This window comes from Paraconexibacter sp. AEG42_29, from assembly GCF_040581415.1.
In the GTDB taxonomy this organism is placed as follows: Bacteria; Actinomycetota; Thermoleophilia; order Solirubrobacterales; family Solirubrobacteraceae; genus Paraconexibacter.
Window position 1 is genome coordinate 2,450,039 of the sequence record NZ_CP114014.1, and the last position, 15,160, is coordinate 2,465,198.

The 15,160-nt window shown below is 71.7% G+C and carries 12 protein-coding genes; 11 read left to right on the forward strand and 1 reads right to left on the reverse strand.

Annotated elements, in window-relative coordinates:
• Nucleotides 1–145 precede the first annotated feature (145 nt).
• The 11 genes from DSM112329_RS11860 (at nt 146) to leuB (ending at nt 12,531) form a co-directional block, all read left to right on the forward strand.
• Complete coding sequence (locus DSM112329_RS11860) at nt 146–1,141, forward strand: diiron oxygenase (protein WP_354702475.1); 996 nt, start codon at nt 146–148, stop codon at nt 1,139–1,141.
• The gene (locus tag DSM112329_RS11865; protein ID WP_354702026.1) at nt 1,141–2,673 is read left to right on the forward strand and encodes an FAD-dependent oxidoreductase; all 1,533 of its coding nucleotides are present in this window, start codon (nt 1,141–1,143) and stop codon (nt 2,671–2,673) included. Before DSM112329_RS11860 ends, DSM112329_RS11865 begins: the two co-directional genes overlap by 1 nt.
• A gap of 144 nt (nt 2,674–2,817) precedes the next feature.
• Nucleotides 2,818–4,344 (forward strand): APC family permease, encoded by a 1,527-nt coding sequence (locus tag DSM112329_RS11870; RefSeq protein WP_354702027.1) that lies wholly within the window; start codon nt 2,818–2,820, stop codon nt 4,342–4,344.
• Complete coding sequence (locus DSM112329_RS11875) at nt 4,341–4,757, forward strand: universal stress protein (protein WP_354702028.1); 417 nt, start codon at nt 4,341–4,343, stop codon at nt 4,755–4,757. Before DSM112329_RS11870 ends, DSM112329_RS11875 begins: the two co-directional genes overlap by 4 nt.
• Before the next feature lie 40 nt (nt 4,758–4,797).
• Nucleotides 4,798–5,799: a zinc-binding dehydrogenase gene (locus tag DSM112329_RS11880; protein WP_354702029.1), complete on the forward strand. Its 1,002-nt coding sequence runs from the start codon at nt 4,798–4,800 to the stop codon at nt 5,797–5,799.
• A 162-nt stretch (nt 5,800–5,961) separates the two neighbouring features.
• Nucleotides 5,962–7,596, forward strand: coding sequence for a 2-isopropylmalate synthase (locus DSM112329_RS11885; protein ID WP_354702030.1), 1,635 nt, complete (start codon nt 5,962–5,964; stop codon nt 7,594–7,596).
• Between the two features lie 95 nt (nt 7,597–7,691).
• Nucleotides 7,692–8,939 (forward strand): M20/M25/M40 family metallo-hydrolase, encoded by a 1,248-nt coding sequence (locus DSM112329_RS11890; protein WP_354702031.1) that lies wholly within the window; start codon nt 7,692–7,694, stop codon nt 8,937–8,939.
• A 49-nt stretch (nt 8,940–8,988) separates the two neighbouring features.
• Nucleotides 8,989–9,576, forward strand: coding sequence for an XRE family transcriptional regulator (locus DSM112329_RS11895; protein ID WP_354702032.1), 588 nt, complete (start codon nt 8,989–8,991; stop codon nt 9,574–9,576).
• Nucleotides 9,573–10,928, forward strand: a complete 1,356-nt coding sequence (leuC, locus tag DSM112329_RS11900) for a 3-isopropylmalate dehydratase large subunit (RefSeq protein ID WP_354702033.1) — start codon at nt 9,573–9,575, stop codon at nt 10,926–10,928. Before DSM112329_RS11895 ends, leuC begins: the two co-directional genes overlap by 4 nt.
• A gap of 8 nt (nt 10,929–10,936) precedes the next feature.
• Nucleotides 10,937–11,497 (forward strand): 3-isopropylmalate dehydratase small subunit, encoded by a 561-nt coding sequence (gene leuD, locus DSM112329_RS11905; RefSeq protein WP_354702034.1) that lies wholly within the window; start codon nt 10,937–10,939, stop codon nt 11,495–11,497.
• Entirely contained in the window at nt 11,494–12,531 is a 1,038-nt protein-coding gene (gene leuB, locus DSM112329_RS11910; protein ID WP_354702035.1) for a 3-isopropylmalate dehydrogenase, read from the forward strand. The genes leuD and leuB overlap by 4 nt, the downstream gene beginning before the upstream one ends.
• 77 nt (nt 12,532–12,608) lie before the next feature.
• Here the strand turns inward: leuB and DSM112329_RS11915 are convergent, their stop codons facing one another.
• Complete coding sequence (locus DSM112329_RS11915; protein ID WP_354702036.1) at nt 12,609–15,071, reverse strand: glycoside hydrolase family 3 C-terminal domain-containing protein; 2,463 nt, start codon at nt 15,069–15,071, stop codon at nt 12,609–12,611.
• Between the last annotated feature and the right edge of the window lie 89 nt (nt 15,072–15,160).

The window sequence follows — 15,160 nt, forward strand, 5'->3', positions numbered from 1 at the left end:
CCACGACGCGCAACCGCGTATCCCCGCCGCCGAGCGTCCCCGGCAGGAAAGAGATGTACAGCGCCGTACTTTCGCGCTACGCTCCTTCGTGGAACGCAACTTCGACGCGGCGCTCGCGCGCCGTCCGAGCCACGAGGAGCACGCCATGACCCCTGCGACGATCACCGCCCCGAGCCGCCAAGAGGCCTACGCGGAGATGCTGCACACCCTCTCCGAGGGGTCGGTCCACGTCCACTTCGACCCGTACGAGGACATCGCGTGGGACTCCCCGGAGCTCGCGGTCGACCCGCGGGACCCGCGCTGGACGCTCTCGCCGACCCTGGACCCGCTCGGGGCGACCGCGTGGTACCAGGCGCTGCCGCTCGACCGGCAGATCGACATCGGCAAGTGGCGGATGCTCAACGCGATCAAGGTCGGCGGTGCGTTCGAGAGCATCCTCATCCGCGGCCTCATGCACTACGCCATGGGGCTGCCGAACGGCTCGCCGGAGTTCCGCTACTGCCTCCACGAGATGACGGAGGAGTGCAACCACATCCAGATGTTCCAGGAGCTCGTGAATCGCGGTGGCGTCGACGTCCCCGGCATGCGCCCGCTGTTCCGCTTCTCGGCCCCGCTGCTCGGCCTCGCCGGCGGCTACCTGCCGGTGATCCTGATGATCGGGATCCTCGCCGGAGAGGAGCCCATCGACCACTACCAGAAGGCGATGCTCCGCGAGGGGGTCGACCTGCCGCCGGCCATGCTCCGGACGATGGAGATCCACATCGCCGAGGAGGCGCGCCACATCTCCTTCGCCGCCGAGTTCCTGCGCATGCGCCTGCCGCGTCTGGGGCGGATCGAGCGCGCCGTGATCTCGGTCGCGTTCCCGATCACGATGCGCTGGCTCGCCGGCGAGATCATGACGTCGCCGCGGCAGCTGCAGAAGACGTTCGACATCCCGGAGGACGTCTACCGCGAGGCGTTCTGGCGCAGCGAGCGGTCGCAGGCGATCATGGCGTCCTACTTCGGCGACATGCGCGCGCTGGCGACCGAGACCGGCCTGATGAACCGCGTCAGCCGCCGGGTGTGGAAGCGCATGCAGATCGCCGGCGAGCCGTCGCGCTACCGCGGCGAGCCCGACCGTCGCGCGGACGTCTTCGCCTGATGCCGCACGTCGTCACGCAGTCGTGCGTCGGCGACGGGTCGTGTGTCTTCGCGTGCCCCGTCAACTGCATCCAGCCGACGCCCGACGATCCGGCGTTCGAGCTCGCCGAGATGCTCCACATCGATCCGGTGACGTGCGTCGACTGCGGCGCCTGCGTCACCGCCTGTCCGGTCGATGCGATCAAGCCGCACACGAAGCTGACCGCCGACGAGACGGCGTTCGCGGGCATCAACGCCGAGTACCACAGCGTCACCCGCGCGCGGGCGCCGATGGCGCCGGTGCGCCCGCCGCTCCGTGTCCGCGACCGCGGCGAGCCGCTGCGGGTGGCGATCGTCGGCTCCGGCCCGGCCGCGATGTACGCGGCCGACGAGCTGCTCACGATCCCCGGCCTGCGGGTCTCGATCTACGAGCGCCGGCCGGTCCCGGACGGGCTCGTGCGCACCGGAGTCGCGCCCGATCACCGCCGCACACGGCGGGTCAGCCGGCAGTTCGAGCAGATCCGGCGGCACCCGGGGCTCACCATGCACTACGGCGTGCAGGTCGGCCGTGACGTGACCCACGACGAGCTGCTGGCCGGCCATCACGCGGTGATCTACGCCGTGGGCGCAGCCACCGACCGGCGCCTGCAGGTTCCCGGCGCCGAGCTTCCCGGGGCGATCCCGGCGACCGCGCTGGTCGGCTGGTACAACGGCCACCCGGACCACGCGGGCCGGACGATCGACCTCTCCCATCGGCGGGCCGTCGTCGTCGGCAACGGCAACGTCGCCCTCGACATCGCCCGGATCCTGACGGTCGATCCAGACACGCTGGCCGGATCGGACATCGCCCCGGCCGCCCTGGAGGCGCTGCGCGGGAGCCGCATCGAGGAGGTCGTCGTCGCCGCCCGCCGCGGGCCGGCCCACTCCGCGTTCACCCTGCCGGAGCTCGTCGGCCTGGTCGCCTCCCCGGGGGTGGCGCTCGCGGTCGACCCGCAGGAGCTCGCTGCTGCCGCCGCCGGCGACCCGAAGATCGAGTTGCTGCGCGGCCTGCCCCCGCACACGGGCTCCCCGCGTCGGATCACCCTGCGCTACAACCTCGCGCCCGCCGCGGTCCGCGGCGACGGCCGTGTCGAGGCCATGACCTTCGAGCGCACGACCGTCGACGAGCGCGGTGCCGTCGTCGGTACCGGCGAGCACGAGACGATCGACGCCGGGCTGCTCGTCACATCGATCGGCTACCGCGGCGTCCCGCTCGGCGGGCTGCCGTTCGACGACGCCGCCGGCATCGTCCCGAACCAGGACGGTCGCGTCGTCGACCCGGCGACCGGGGCCGCCGTCCCCGGGACCTACGTGGTCGGCTGGATCAAGCGCGGTCCGAGCGGCTTCATCGGCACGAACAAGGGCTGCTCGCAGGACACCGTCGCGGCCCTCGTGGAGGACCACAACGACGGGCGGCTCCCGTCCCCGCCCGCGATCGGCGACGGCCCACGGCCATCCGCGGCGGTGACGCATCGGCGGCGTGCCCGACGCGCTCTCACGCGCGCGCTGTCCTGAGAGCGCGGCGCCCGCGGGCAGCGGCTGCCGGATAGCCGCTGCGTACAAGACTCCCCGGGCGATGTAGGACACGTTGTTGTTGTCCCGCAGACAGCGTGGCACGTAAGGTCGGCGTTCCAGACCATTACGGGGAGCGAGGCCAGCGTGGAAGCAGCATCCGTGGTGAAGGACCCGGTCACCGGGCTCGGCGACGCCGCCGGTGACAAGGGCCTCAAGGCCGGCGCCATCAGCTACATCTCCGGCGTCGTCATCGCGGTCGCGTCCACGGCACCCGGCTACAGCCTGGCCGCGACGCTCGGCTTCATCGTCGCCATCCAGGGCATCGGCCTGCAGGCGCCGGCGGTCATCCTCATCGCGTTCATCCCCATGGGCTGCATCGCGGCCGCGTACAACTACCTCAACCGCGCGGACCCCGACTGCGGAACGACGTTCTCCTGGGTGAGCACCGCGATGGGGCCGCGGATCGGCTGGATGTCCGGCTGGGCCGTGATCGTGGCCGACGTCCTCGTCATGCCGAGCCTCGCGTCGATCGCCGCGATCTACTCCTGCGACCTCTTCGGCTACACGGACCCTGCCATCGGCGTCGTCCTCGCGATCGGCATCGCCTGGATCTTCGTGATGACGCTCATCTGCTACATCGGGATCGAGCTGTCGGCGCGGGTCCAGCAGGCGCTGCTCGCGATGGAGTTCCTCACTCTGTTCCTGTTCGCCGCGGTCGCGCTGGTGAAGGTCTACACCTCCGATCCCGAGGGCGCGATCAAGCCGCAGTTCTCCTGGTTCAACCCGCTGGAGATCTCCTCGACCAGCGCTCTCGCGGGCGGCGTGCTGCTCGCGATCTTCATCTACTGGGGCTGGGACTCGGCGGTCTCGGTCAACGAGGAGACCGAGGACGGCGCGTCCTCGTCCGGCAAGGCAGCCGTCTTGTCGACGTTCATCCTGCTCGGGATCTACGTCGTGGTCGCCGCCGCGGCGCAGGCGTTCGGGGGGACGCAGTCGCTGGTCGACAACCAGGACGACGTGTTCGCACCGATCGCCAAGGACGTCCTGGGGTCCCCGCTCGACAAGCTGCTCATCATCGCGGTGCTCACGTCCGCGTCGGCGTCGACGCAGACGACGATCCTGCCGGCCACCAGATCGTCGCTCTCGATGGCCCGGAAGAAAGCCCTCCCGTCGAACTTCGGCCGCGTCCACAAGCGGTACATGACGCCGTCCGACTCGACGATCTGGATGGGCGCGGTGTCGATCGCCGTGTTCGCGTTCCTGCAGCTCACGAGCGAGAACCTGATCGCCGACGCCTTCACGTCGCTGTCGATGACGATTGCCTTCTACTACGGGCTCACCGGCGCCGCGTGCGTGTGGTTCTACCGCCACCATCTCTTCACCAGCGCGCGGAACTTCCTCTTCCTCGCGTTCCTGCCCGGCCTGGGCGCGACGATCCTGGCCTACATCTTCGTCAAGGCGACGATCGACTACTCCAAGGTCGAGGGCGGCTACGCCAAGCCGTTCCTCGGCATCGGCTCGCCGGTCGTCATCACGATGGTGATGATCATCATGGGCCTCGTCCTGATGGGGCTGCAGTACCGGAGCAACCCGGAGTTCTTCCGGCGCAAGACCTCACCGGTAGACCCGGCCCTCGGCGCGCGGGTCACCGCGAAGGACTTCCAGTCATGACGGTCCTCGTGGTCGGCTACGACGGAACGGACGGGGCGGTCGCCGCCCTCGACGAGGCGCTGGTGCTCGCCGGTGAGCTCGACGCCACCGTCCACCTCGTCTTCGCCTTCGCGGCGCCGCGGCTGGGCGGTGAGCTGCGCGATCTCGACGAGGCGATCGCCGAACGCGGGCACACCGTGCTCGAGCGCGGCAAGCACCATGCGGCGGCCAAGGGGGCGGAGGTGACGACCGGCTTCCTGAAGGCCGACCCCGCCGAGGGCCTGATCGCCGCGGCGCAGGAGCAGGACGCGCGCTACATCGTCGTCGGCTCCTACGGAGAGCGCCCGCTCAAGAGCGCCCTCGTCGGATCGACGCCGACCCGCCTGCTGCACCTCAGCGACCGGCCGGTCCTCGTCGTCCGCGCCCCCGACTGAGCAGTCCACGGGCGACGCGCAGGCGGATAGGTTTCAGCGCATGCGCGTCGTCGTCATCACCCAGCCCGGCTCCTACGACGTCCTCCAGGTCCAGGAGCGCCCGAACCCGATCTGCGGTCCGGGCCAGGTCCGGGTGCAGGTCGCCGCGGCGGGCGTCAACTTCGCCGACATCATGGCCCGGCTCGGGGTGTATCCGGACGCGCCGAAGACGCCGTCCGTCGTCGGCTACGAGGTCAGCGGAACCGTCGCCCAGGTCGGGGACGGCGTGACGAGCGCCAAGGTGGGCGACCGCGTCATGGCCGGCACCCAGTTCGGCGGCTACGCCGAGCAGGTCGTCGTCCCGGCGGCCGACGTCGTCCCCCTCCCGGACCGGCTGACCTTCGAGCAGGGCGCCGCGATCCCGGTCAACTACGCGACCGCGTGGGCGGGCCTGGTCGGCTACGGCAGCCTGCGCGAGGGGGACCGCGTCCTGCTGCACGCGGCGGCAGGCGGCGTCGGCATCGCGGCGACGCAGATCGCCCGCAAGGCCGGCGCCGAGGTGTGGGGGACCGCGTCGCCGCACAAGCACGACGCCATCCGCGGCTTCGGCGTCCAGCATCCGCTCGACTACACGCGGAAGGGCTGGGAGAAGGGGCTGCCGTCCTTCGACCTGATCATGGACGCCGTCGGGGGCGAGTCCCTCCGCCGCAGCTACAAGCAGCTGCGCGCCGGGGGACGGGTCGTCGCCTTCGGGGCGTCATCGGTGGTCAACGGGGAGAAGCGCTCGCTCCGGACCGCCGCGCCCCAGGCGCTCAGGATGGTCCGCGGTTTCAACCTCATGGACCAGATGCAGGAGTCCAAGACGGTCATCGGCCTGAACATGCTGACCCTCTGGAAGGACCGCGGCACGCTGGAGCCGTGGGTGACCCCGCTGCTCGAGCTGATCGAGGACGGGACGATCGAGCCCGTCGTGTCGGACGCCGTGCCGTTCACCGACGCGGGCGAGGCGCACCGCATCATCACCGAGCGCCGCAACGTCGGAAAAGTCGTGCTCGTCCCCTGAACCGCGATGCTAGGATTTCCGAGCATGTCGCGCCGGCCGCTCCTTTCGCTGCTTCTCCTCCTTCCCCGCTAGGGGAATCAATCAGCGCGTGGCGGCCGCCTGAAGCCGCGAAACCACTGGAGAAGACACCGAAGGACAACGCCCGAAAGGCACCGTGACGACATGAGCACCACCCCGAGCAGCGACGCAGTACTGATCTTCGACACGACCCTCCGCGACGGGGAGCAGTCGCCCGGCATCTCGCTGAACACGGCCGAGAAGCTCGAGATCGCGCAGCAGCTCGCGCGCCTGAACGTCGACATCATCGAGGCCGGCTTCCCGATCGCCTCGCCGGGCGACTTCGAGGCCGTCCAGGCGATCGCGCGGCAGGTCCACGGCCCGGTGATCTGCGGCCTTGCTCGTGCCAACGCGGCCGACATCGATCGCGCGTGGGAGGCGATCCGCGACAGCGAGCGACCTCGGATCCACACGTTCCTGTCGACGTCGGACATCCACATCGAGCACCAGCTGATGTCCACGCGCGAAGACGTCAAGGGCCTGGCCCGGGCGTCGGTGGCCCAGGCCAAGGCGCTCTGCGCGGACGTCGAGTTCTCCCCGATGGACGCAACCCGCGCCGACGTGGAGTTCACCGCCGAGGTGCTGCAGATCGCGCTCGACGAGGGGGCGACGACGATCAACGTCCCCGACACCGTCGGCTACACGATGCCCGACGAGTACGCGGCCTTCCTGGCGCGGCTCTACGAGCTCGTCCCCGACCTGCGCAAGGCCGTCCTCTCGGTGCATTGCCACAACGACCTCGGCCTCGCGGTCGCCAACTCGTTCGCGGGCGTCCAGGCGGGCGCGCGGCAGGTCGAGACGGCCATCAACGGCATCGGGGAGCGCGCGGGCAACGCCGCCCTCGAGGAGATGGTGATGCTGCTGCACACCCGCGGCTCGAGCGTCGGCCTCCACACGAACGTCACGACGACCGAGATCGCGCGCACCAGCCGCCTGGTCAGCCGCCTCACCGGCTACGCCGTCCAGCCGAACAAGGCGATCATCGGGCGCAACGCGTTCGCGCACGAGTCGGGGATCCACCAGGACGGCGTCCTGAAGCACCGCGAGACGTACGAGATCATGGACGCCCGCTCGATCGGCCTGGACGCGAACTCGATCGTGCTCGGCAAGCACTCCGGCCGCGCCGCCCTCAAGCAGGCGCTGCAGGACCTCGGCTTCACGATCGACGGCGCGACCCTGAACACGGCCTTCAAGAAGTTCAAGGAGATCGCGGACAAGAAGAAGCAGGTCACCGCGATGGACCTCGAGGCGCTCGTCACCGACGAGCTGCGCGACGAGATCAGCGGCTACACGCTCGAGTGGTTCGACGTCGAGGCCTCGTCCCGCCGACCGCCGCACGCGACGGTCGCGGTGAAGACGCCCGACGGCGAGATCGTCGAGGGGCGGTTCACCGGGGATGGCCCGATCGACGCGATCTTCCGCGCCATCAACGCGGCGACCGGGGTCGACGCACGGCTGCGTGAGTTCCGGGTGGACGCCGTCACCGGCGGGCAGGACGCCCTCGGTGAGGCCAGCGTCGTCGTCGAGCTCGGCGATCCCGCGGCGGCGATCAAGGCCGACTTCGACGGGGTGCTCAAGGGCGAGCGCGTCACCGGTGCCGGCCAGGCGGTCGCCACCGACATCATCCAGGCGGCCGGCACCGCCTACGCCCGCGCGGTGACGAGCGCGGTCCACAAGGCACAGGCCGTCGCGCAGGCCGGCGACGCCGACGAGCGCGCCGCGCTCCTCTCCACGCCCTAGGCGACGGCGTGAGGACCGGGTCCGCTGCGAACGCGATGTCGTCGGTGACGCCCAGCGTCACTGACGGCATCCGGTCCTCCGGCGGCTGAGGCGGCGTGGCGTCCGGCGCCGAGGCCGTCGCGGCGCAGGCCGCGCTCGACCCGCAGCAGCTGATCGCCGACCTGCAGCACCTCGTCCGCACGCCCAGCGTGACGGGCGACGAGCGGCAGGTGATCGAGGCCGCCGCGGCGCAGGCCCGTGCGGCGGGCCTGACCGGTGTCGCCGTCCGCGAACACGATCTCGCGGCGCTGCGTGCCCACCCGGACCACCCGGGGGAGGAGGCGCAGCGCGACGAGCTCCTCGGCCTGACGGCACGACTGCCGGGCCGCACGGTCGACGCGCCCGTCCTGGCCCTCTGCGCGCACCTCGACGTCGTCGGTCCCGGCACCGCGCCCTGGCGCCACGGCTCCCCGTGGAGCGGCGTCGTCGAGGACGGCCTGCTGTACGGCCGCGGCAGCGCCGACATGAAGGGCGGCTTCGCCGCGGCGCTTCACGCGATGGGCGCGATGGCCGCGGCGGGTGTCGCCCCGGCCTGTGCCGTCACGCTGCTCGGCGTCGCGTCCGAGGAGGACGGCGGCCTCGGGGCATTCGCCGCGCTCGAGGCGGACCAGGACTACGCGGGCTGCATCATCACCGAGCCGACCGGCTTCGACGTCGTCTGCGCCCAGGCGGGTGCGCTCACGTTCACCGGCGTCGTGCACGGCGTCGCCGCCCACGCGGCCCATCGCCTGGAGGGCGCCAGCGCGATCGACCGCTACATCCCGGTCCACGCGGCGTTGCACGCGCTCGAGGCCCGGCTCAACACGGACGTCGAGCACGAGCTCATGCGGCAGCTCGACCTCCCGTACCCGATCCTCGTGGGGCGGGTCAGCGCCGGCGAGTGGTCCTCGTCCGTCCCCGACCGTCTGGAGTTCGAGGGCCGCGCGCCGGTGCGCGTGGGGGAGTCGGTCGCCACCGCGCGCGCTGCCGTCGAACGCGCGGTGGCCGGCGCCGGTGGCGAGCACGTGGAGCTGCGCTGGACGGGCGGCCAGTTCGACGCCGCGACGACGGCCACCACCGCGCCGCTCGTCCGGCTGACGCGGGAGGCCGTCCGCACGCACGGCCCGCCCGGCGCCGCGGGACGGCTCGCCGGCGTGCCCTGGGGGGCGGACATGCGCCTCTTCGCCGCACGCGGGATCCCGACCATCATGTGCGGGACGGCGGGCATCCGCGTGGCGCACGCGACCGACGAGCACGTCGCGGTCGATGAGGTCGTCGTGCTGGCCCGGGTCCTCATCGACGTGATCGGCGCGTTCGGCACCTGACCGCGGCGGCAGACGGGATACGTCTGTACGTGATAACGTACAAAGGGCAATGGCGACCGTCGACGACTACGAAGCGCAGGTCCACATCGGGCCCAGGGTGCGCGCGCTGCGCGAGGCGATGAGCCTCAGCCTGCGCGACCTCGCCGAGCGCTCCGGCGTCAGCGCCCCGATGCTGAGCCAGGTCGAGCGGGGGGAGACCAGCCCCACGCTCGCGGTCGCCAGCCGGATCGCACACGGCCTGGAGCTGAAGCTCAGCCAGCTGCTGCGCCTGGACGAGGCCGAGAACGTGTCGATCGTCCGGTCGGCCGAACGCCGCCGCGGCGGGGCCGGCAAGCACACGTTCGAGATCCTCACCCCGCCGCTGCCCGGCCAGCGCGCCGAGGTCAGCCGGCATGTGCTGAAGCCCGGCGCCAAGACCGGTGGCCCGGGCGATCCGCCCATGCACGAGGCCGGCAGCCGCGAGATCTGCGTCATCGAGCACGGCGAGGCGATCCTCGTCATCGACGGCTCCACCCATCACCTGCACGCCGGGGACTGCGTCACCTTCGACGCCGACCTCGCCCACCACTTCGAGAACCCGACCACAGAGGAGACTGCCCTGCTGAACGTGGTTTCAGCCGGGCTGCGCCGCTCATGACTTCCACACCGAAGACGCTTTTCGACAAGATCTGGGAGGCCCACGAGGTCGCGCCCGGTCTGATCTACATCGACCTGCACCTCGTGCACGAGGTCACCTCGCCGCAGGCGTTCGACGGCCTGCGCCTCGCGGACCGCAAGGTCCGTCGCCCGGACCGCACGCTCGCCACGGCCGACCACAACACGCCGACCGACGGCACGCCGACCGCGCAGCTCATCAAGGACGAGCTGTCCCGCAAGCAGGTCCAGACGCTCGAGGACAACTGCGCGGCGTTCGGCGTCCCGATCTACTCGCTCGGGTCCGACAAGCAGGGCATCGTCCACGTGATCGGGCCGGAGCTCGGCGTGACGCAGCCGGGGATGACCATCGTCTGCGGCGACTCGCACACCGCGACCCACGGCGCGTTCGGCGCGCTCGCGTTCGGCATCGGCACGTCCGAGGTGGAGCACGTCCTGGCGACCCAGACGCTCGGCCAGGTCAAGCCGAAGTCGATGCGCATCCGCTACGAGGGCGACCTCGGTCCCGGCGTCACCGCCAAGGACCTGATCCTCGCCACGATCGGACAGATGGGCGTCGACGGCGCGACCGGCCACGTCGTCGAGTTCGCCGGCCCGGCGATCGAGGCGCTCAGCATGGAAGGCCGTATGACCGTCTGCAACATGACGATCGAGGGCGGCGGACGCGCGGGCATGGTCGCCCCGGACGAGAAGACCTTCCAGTGGCTGCGCGACCGCGGCGTCGACGTCCCCGCGGAGTGGAACGACCTCTACACCGAGGACGGCGCGCAGTTCGACGCCGAGGTCGTCGTCGACGCCTCCGCGATCAGCCCGCAGGTCACCTGGGGCACGACTCCTTCGATGGTGGTCGGCGTCGCTGCGTCGGTACCGACCCCCGAGGACGCGGGCGACGAGCGCGCTCTGAGCTACATGGCGCTCGAGGCCGGCACGCCGATGACGCAGATCAAGCTCGACCGCGTGTTCATCGGGTCGTGCACGAACTCGCGGATCGGCGACCTGCGCGACGCGGCGTCGATGATCGGCGGCAAGAAGGTCGCAGACGGCGTCATCGCGATGGTCGTCCCCGGCTCGCAGCAGATCAAGAAGCAGGCCGAGGACGAGGGCCTGGACAAGGTCTTCATCGAGGCCGGCTTCGACTGGCGCGTCGCGGGCTGCTCGATGTGCCTGGGCATGAACCCGGACGTGGCCGCCCCCGGTGAGCGCGTGGCGTCCACGTCGAACCGCAACTTCGAGGGCCGGCAGGGCCGCGGTGCCCGCAGCCACCTCGTCTCCCCCCAGATGGCCGCCGCGGCCGCCATCGAGGGTCACTTCGTCGACATCCGCGACTGGAACTAGGAGCCACCATGGATCCCGTGAACATCATCGAAGGTGCCATCACCTTCGTCGACCAGGACGACGTCGACACCGACCAGATCATCCCCGCGCGCTACATGAAGCGCGTGGAGCGGACGGGCTTCGGCGAGTACCTCTTCCACGAGTGGCGCGCCAACGGCTACGACCTGCCCGCCAACCCGATCCTTGTCGCCGGGGAGAACTTCGGCTGCGGCTCGAGCCGCGAGCACGCGCCGTGGGCGCTCCTGGACTACGGCTTCGTGGCCCTGATCGCGCCGCGCTTCGCCGACATCTTCAAGAACAACTGCACGAAGAACGGCATGCTCCCGATCGAGCTGCCGAAGGCCGAGTGCGACCTGATCGTCGCGCGCGGCAAGGCGAAGATCGACCTCGCCGCGCAGACCGTGGACGAGTTCTCGTTCGAGATCGATCCCGAGATCAAGCACCGACTGCTGAACGGCCTGGACGACATCTCGATCACGCTCACGCAGGAGGAGCAGATCGCCGCCTACGAGCGCGATCGCGAGCGCAGCGGCCCGGTCACCACCGACCTGCAGGGAGCCGGCGTATGACCCACATCGTCACGCTGCCCGGAGACGGCATCGGGCCGGAGATCTGCGCGCCCGCCGTCGAGCTCCTGAAGCAGTTCGTCCCCGGTGTCACCGTCGAGGAGCACGTCTTCGGAGGCGCCTCGATCGACGCGCACGGCACGGCCCTGACCGATGAGGTCCTGGCCGGGTGCCAGAAGGCCGACGCCGTCCTGCTCGCCGCGGTCGGCGGCCCCAAGTGGGACACGACCGACCCGAACGCGCCCCGTCCCGAGCAGGGGCTGCTGGGCCTGCGCAAGGCGCTCGGCCTGTTCGCGAACCTGCGCCCGGTCCGCCCGCTGCCGGCCCTCTACGACGCGTCCCCGCTGAAGCGCGAGCGCATCGAGGGGACCGACCTGCTGGTCGTCCGCGAGCTCACCGGCGGCATCTACTTCGGTGAGAAGTCCCGCACCGACACCGACGCCTCCGACCTCTGCCACTACACCGTGGCCGAGGTCGACCGCATCGCCCGCGTCGCCTTCGAGGCGGCGCGCGGCCGCCGGAACCAGGTCGCTTCCGTCGACAAGGCCAACGTCATGGAGACCTCGCGCCAGTGGCGCCAGGTCGTCCACGAGGTGCACGCCGCCGACTTCAGCGACGTGGAGCTGACCGACGTCCTCGTCGACAACGCGGCGATGCAGCTCGTGTCGCGGCCGGCCGACTTCGACGTGATCGTCACCGAGAACCTCTTCGGGGACATCCTCAGCGACGAGGCGGCGATGATCACCGGCTCGATCGGCATGCTGCCGTCCGCGTCCCTCGGCAATCCGGACGGCCCGGGCCTGTTCGAGCCCGTCCACGGCAGCGCCCCCGACATCGCGGGCACCGGTGCGGCGAACCCGCTGGCGATGTTCCTGTCGCTGGCGATGCTGCTGCGCCATGGCCTCTCGCTCGAGGCCGAGGCCACGGCGCTCGAGGCCGCGGTGGACAAGGCGCTGGACGCCGGGCTGCGGACCCACGACTTGGGCGGCAGCTCGGGCACGGCCGAGGCGACCGCGGCGGTGCTCGCCCAGCTGTAGACCGCGCGACGGTTTTCCGTGAGACGTAGAGCATCCATGAGGAGCTCTGCGTCTCACGCAGACCGCTGCACGCCGCCTCAGGCGGCAGACCGCCGCGGCGTGCAGGTGCGGTAGGTCCGCGTCACCGTCCGGGCCTTCCCGCCGGCGCGCCGGACCGTCAGCGTCACGCGGACCGTGCCACGCGGCCGTCCGGCCAGCGAGACGACGACCGAGCGCCGGGCTCCGCGGAGCGTCCGCACCCGCTTGCCGCCCACCGTCACCGCGACCGACCGCATCCCGCGACGCACCGCCGCGGGCAGCGTGATGCTCACGCTGCGCCGGCTGGCGCAGGGGCGCACGCCGAGGGTCACCTTCGCCGCCGCACAGGCGCCCCGGCCGCCTGCCGCCACGACGGTGTTCAGCGGCAGGTCCCGCGACGATCGGCCGACGGCGAGCGTCACGCACCCCGGCGGCACGCGCCAGCCGTCGCCGGCCCACGTCGACACCGCCCGCTCCCCGATCCGGAAGGCCACGCGCCGGCTCTTGCCCGGGGCGAGCGTCAGCTTCCGGAAGCCCTCCAGCCGCCGCACGACGTCGTCCCCCGGCACGCCGACGTACAGCTGCGCGACGTCCGAGCCGGTCCGCTTCCCCGTGTTCGTCACCTCGACGCTGACCCGCGCGCCGCCCGCGATCGGGGACACGCGCAGCCCGCGGTAGCGCCACGTGGTGTAGGACCGCCCGAAGCCGAACGGGTAGGCGGGCTGGATGCCCTTCGCATCCCACCAGCGGTAGCCGACCAGGACGCCCTCGGAGTAGATGACGTCCTGGTCCGGCTCGCCCGGGTACTGCCCGCGCGAGCCGGCGGTCGGCAGGTCGGCCTCGCTGCGCGGGAAGGTCACCGGCAGCCGCCCGCCCGGGTCGACGTCGCCGAACAGGACGCGTGCGATCGCGGTCCCGCCGGCCTGACCCGGGTACCAGGACTGCAGCAGCGCGCCGACCCGGTCGCGCCACGGCAACAGCACCGGCCCGCCGGTCTGCAGCACGACGACCGTCCTCGGTTGCGCCGCCGCGACCGCCTCCACGAGAGCATCCTGGCCTTCGCGTGACGGCGGGCACTCGAGCGTCAGGCACGCCTTGTCCGCGCCTTCGGTCTGGTAGTCGCCGACCGCGACGATGACGACGTCACTCGACCGGGCGAGCGCGACGGCCCGCGCCACGTCGCTGCCGTCGTCGACCGCGGTCCGGACTCCGCTCCCGGCCCGCGTCGCCACGCCCGCCGCCAGGGACACCCGGCGGGTGGGGACCACCGACCCCGAGCCGCCGCCGGTGATGAAGGTCTCGGCGTTCGGCCCGATGACCGCGATCGACTTCGTGGCGTCGGTCAGCGGGAGCAGCCCGCGGTTCTCGAGCAGCACCGCGGAGCCCTCCGCGATCCGCTGCGCCGCCGCGTCGCCGGCGTCCGCGTCGATCGGCGATCCGGTGAGCGCATAGGGCTCGCGCTCGAAGAAGCCGAACCGCAGCAGGGTCTGGAAGATCCGGGCCACCCGGACGTCGATGTCCGCGCGCTTGACGCTGCCGGAGGCCAGCGCGAGCTTCACGAGCAGCGGCGTGTAGCTGAGCGGGCTGGGCATCTCGAGGTCGAGGCCCGCGCGCAGCTGGGCGACGAGGTCGTTCGCGTGGGTGGCCAGGATCCAATCCGACATCAGCAGGCCGTCGAAGCCCCAGCCGCCGAGGACGTCGGTGAGCAGATGCCGGCTCGCGCAGGCATACGGCCCGTTCACGCGGTTGTAGGCGCACATCACCGAGCCGACCCGGGCGTCGCGCACGGACGCCTCGAAGGCCGGAAGGTAGATCTCGCGCAGCGCCCGCTCGCTGACGACGGAGTTCTGGACGTACCGGCTGCCGACCGTCCCCACGCCGATCGGCAGCGCCGCGCTGCTGAGCAGGCCGGTCGGGTCCGACCCCTCCTGGTTGTTTGCCGCGTAGTGCTTGACAGAGGCGAAGACGCCGCGCGACTGGGCCCCCTCGATCCAGCCGACAGCGGTGCGGCCGGCGAGGTAGGGGTCCTCGCCGAAGCCCTCGAACGTCCGCCCGGCTCGCGGGTGGCGGACGATGTTCACCGTCGGCGCGAGGATGCCGTCGTTGCCCTTGCGACGGGACTCCTCGCCGATCGTGGAGCCGTGCAGGCGCGCGGCGGCGGGGTCGAACGTGGCCGCCTCGGCGATCGGGGTCGGCAGCGCGGTCGCCGGGCCCTGCCGGACGCCGACGGGTCCGTCGGTCACGTACGCGGACGGGATGCCCAGGCGCGGGACCGGGGCGATCGCGCCGGTGTGCCCGTTCGCGCTCGCGCCGGCGAGCATCGCGAGCGCCTCGTCCTCGGTCAGCGCGGCAGTGAGCAGCGCAGCGCGCTCCGCCGGGGACTTCGTCGTGTCGCACCATGGGTGCGCGCCGGCGGTCGGGCAGGGCGCCGCCGCCCATGCGGTCCCGCCGACCGCAGCACTCGAAGCCCCGACCGCACAGGCGACCGCGGCGGCCATCGACACGGCCCGCACCCGGAACATGGCGCGACGCTACACGAACGCCGACGTTCGTGGAAAGGGCTACAGCCCCGGACCCGGCGATCACGGGCTTCACGCTAAAGTCCGCCGCC

Coding starts and splice junctions, on each gene's coding strand:
- DSM112329_RS11895 (WP_354702032.1), top strand. CDS start 8,989: ATGGCGACCGTCGACGACTACGAAGCGCAGGTCCACATCGGGCCCAGG.
- DSM112329_RS11875 (WP_354702028.1), top strand. CDS start 4,341: ATGACGGTCCTCGTGGTCGGCTACGACGGAACGGACGGGGCGGTCGCC.
- leuB (WP_354702035.1), top strand. CDS start 11,494: ATGACCCACATCGTCACGCTGCCCGGAGACGGCATCGGGCCGGAGATC.
- DSM112329_RS11860 (WP_354702475.1), top strand. CDS start 146: ATGACCCCTGCGACGATCACCGCCCCGAGCCGCCAAGAGGCCTACGCG.
- DSM112329_RS11865 (WP_354702026.1), top strand. CDS start 1,141: ATGCCGCACGTCGTCACGCAGTCGTGCGTCGGCGACGGGTCGTGTGTC.
- DSM112329_RS11915 (WP_354702036.1), bottom strand. CDS start 15,071: ATGTTCCGGGTGCGGGCCGTGTCGATGGCCGCCGCGGTCGCCTGTGCG.
- leuC (WP_354702033.1), top strand. CDS start 9,573: ATGACTTCCACACCGAAGACGCTTTTCGACAAGATCTGGGAGGCCCAC.
- DSM112329_RS11880 (WP_354702029.1), top strand. CDS start 4,798: ATGCGCGTCGTCGTCATCACCCAGCCCGGCTCCTACGACGTCCTCCAG.
- DSM112329_RS11885 (WP_354702030.1), top strand. CDS start 5,962: ATGAGCACCACCCCGAGCAGCGACGCAGTACTGATCTTCGACACGACC.
- leuD (WP_354702034.1), top strand. CDS start 10,937: ATGGATCCCGTGAACATCATCGAAGGTGCCATCACCTTCGTCGACCAG.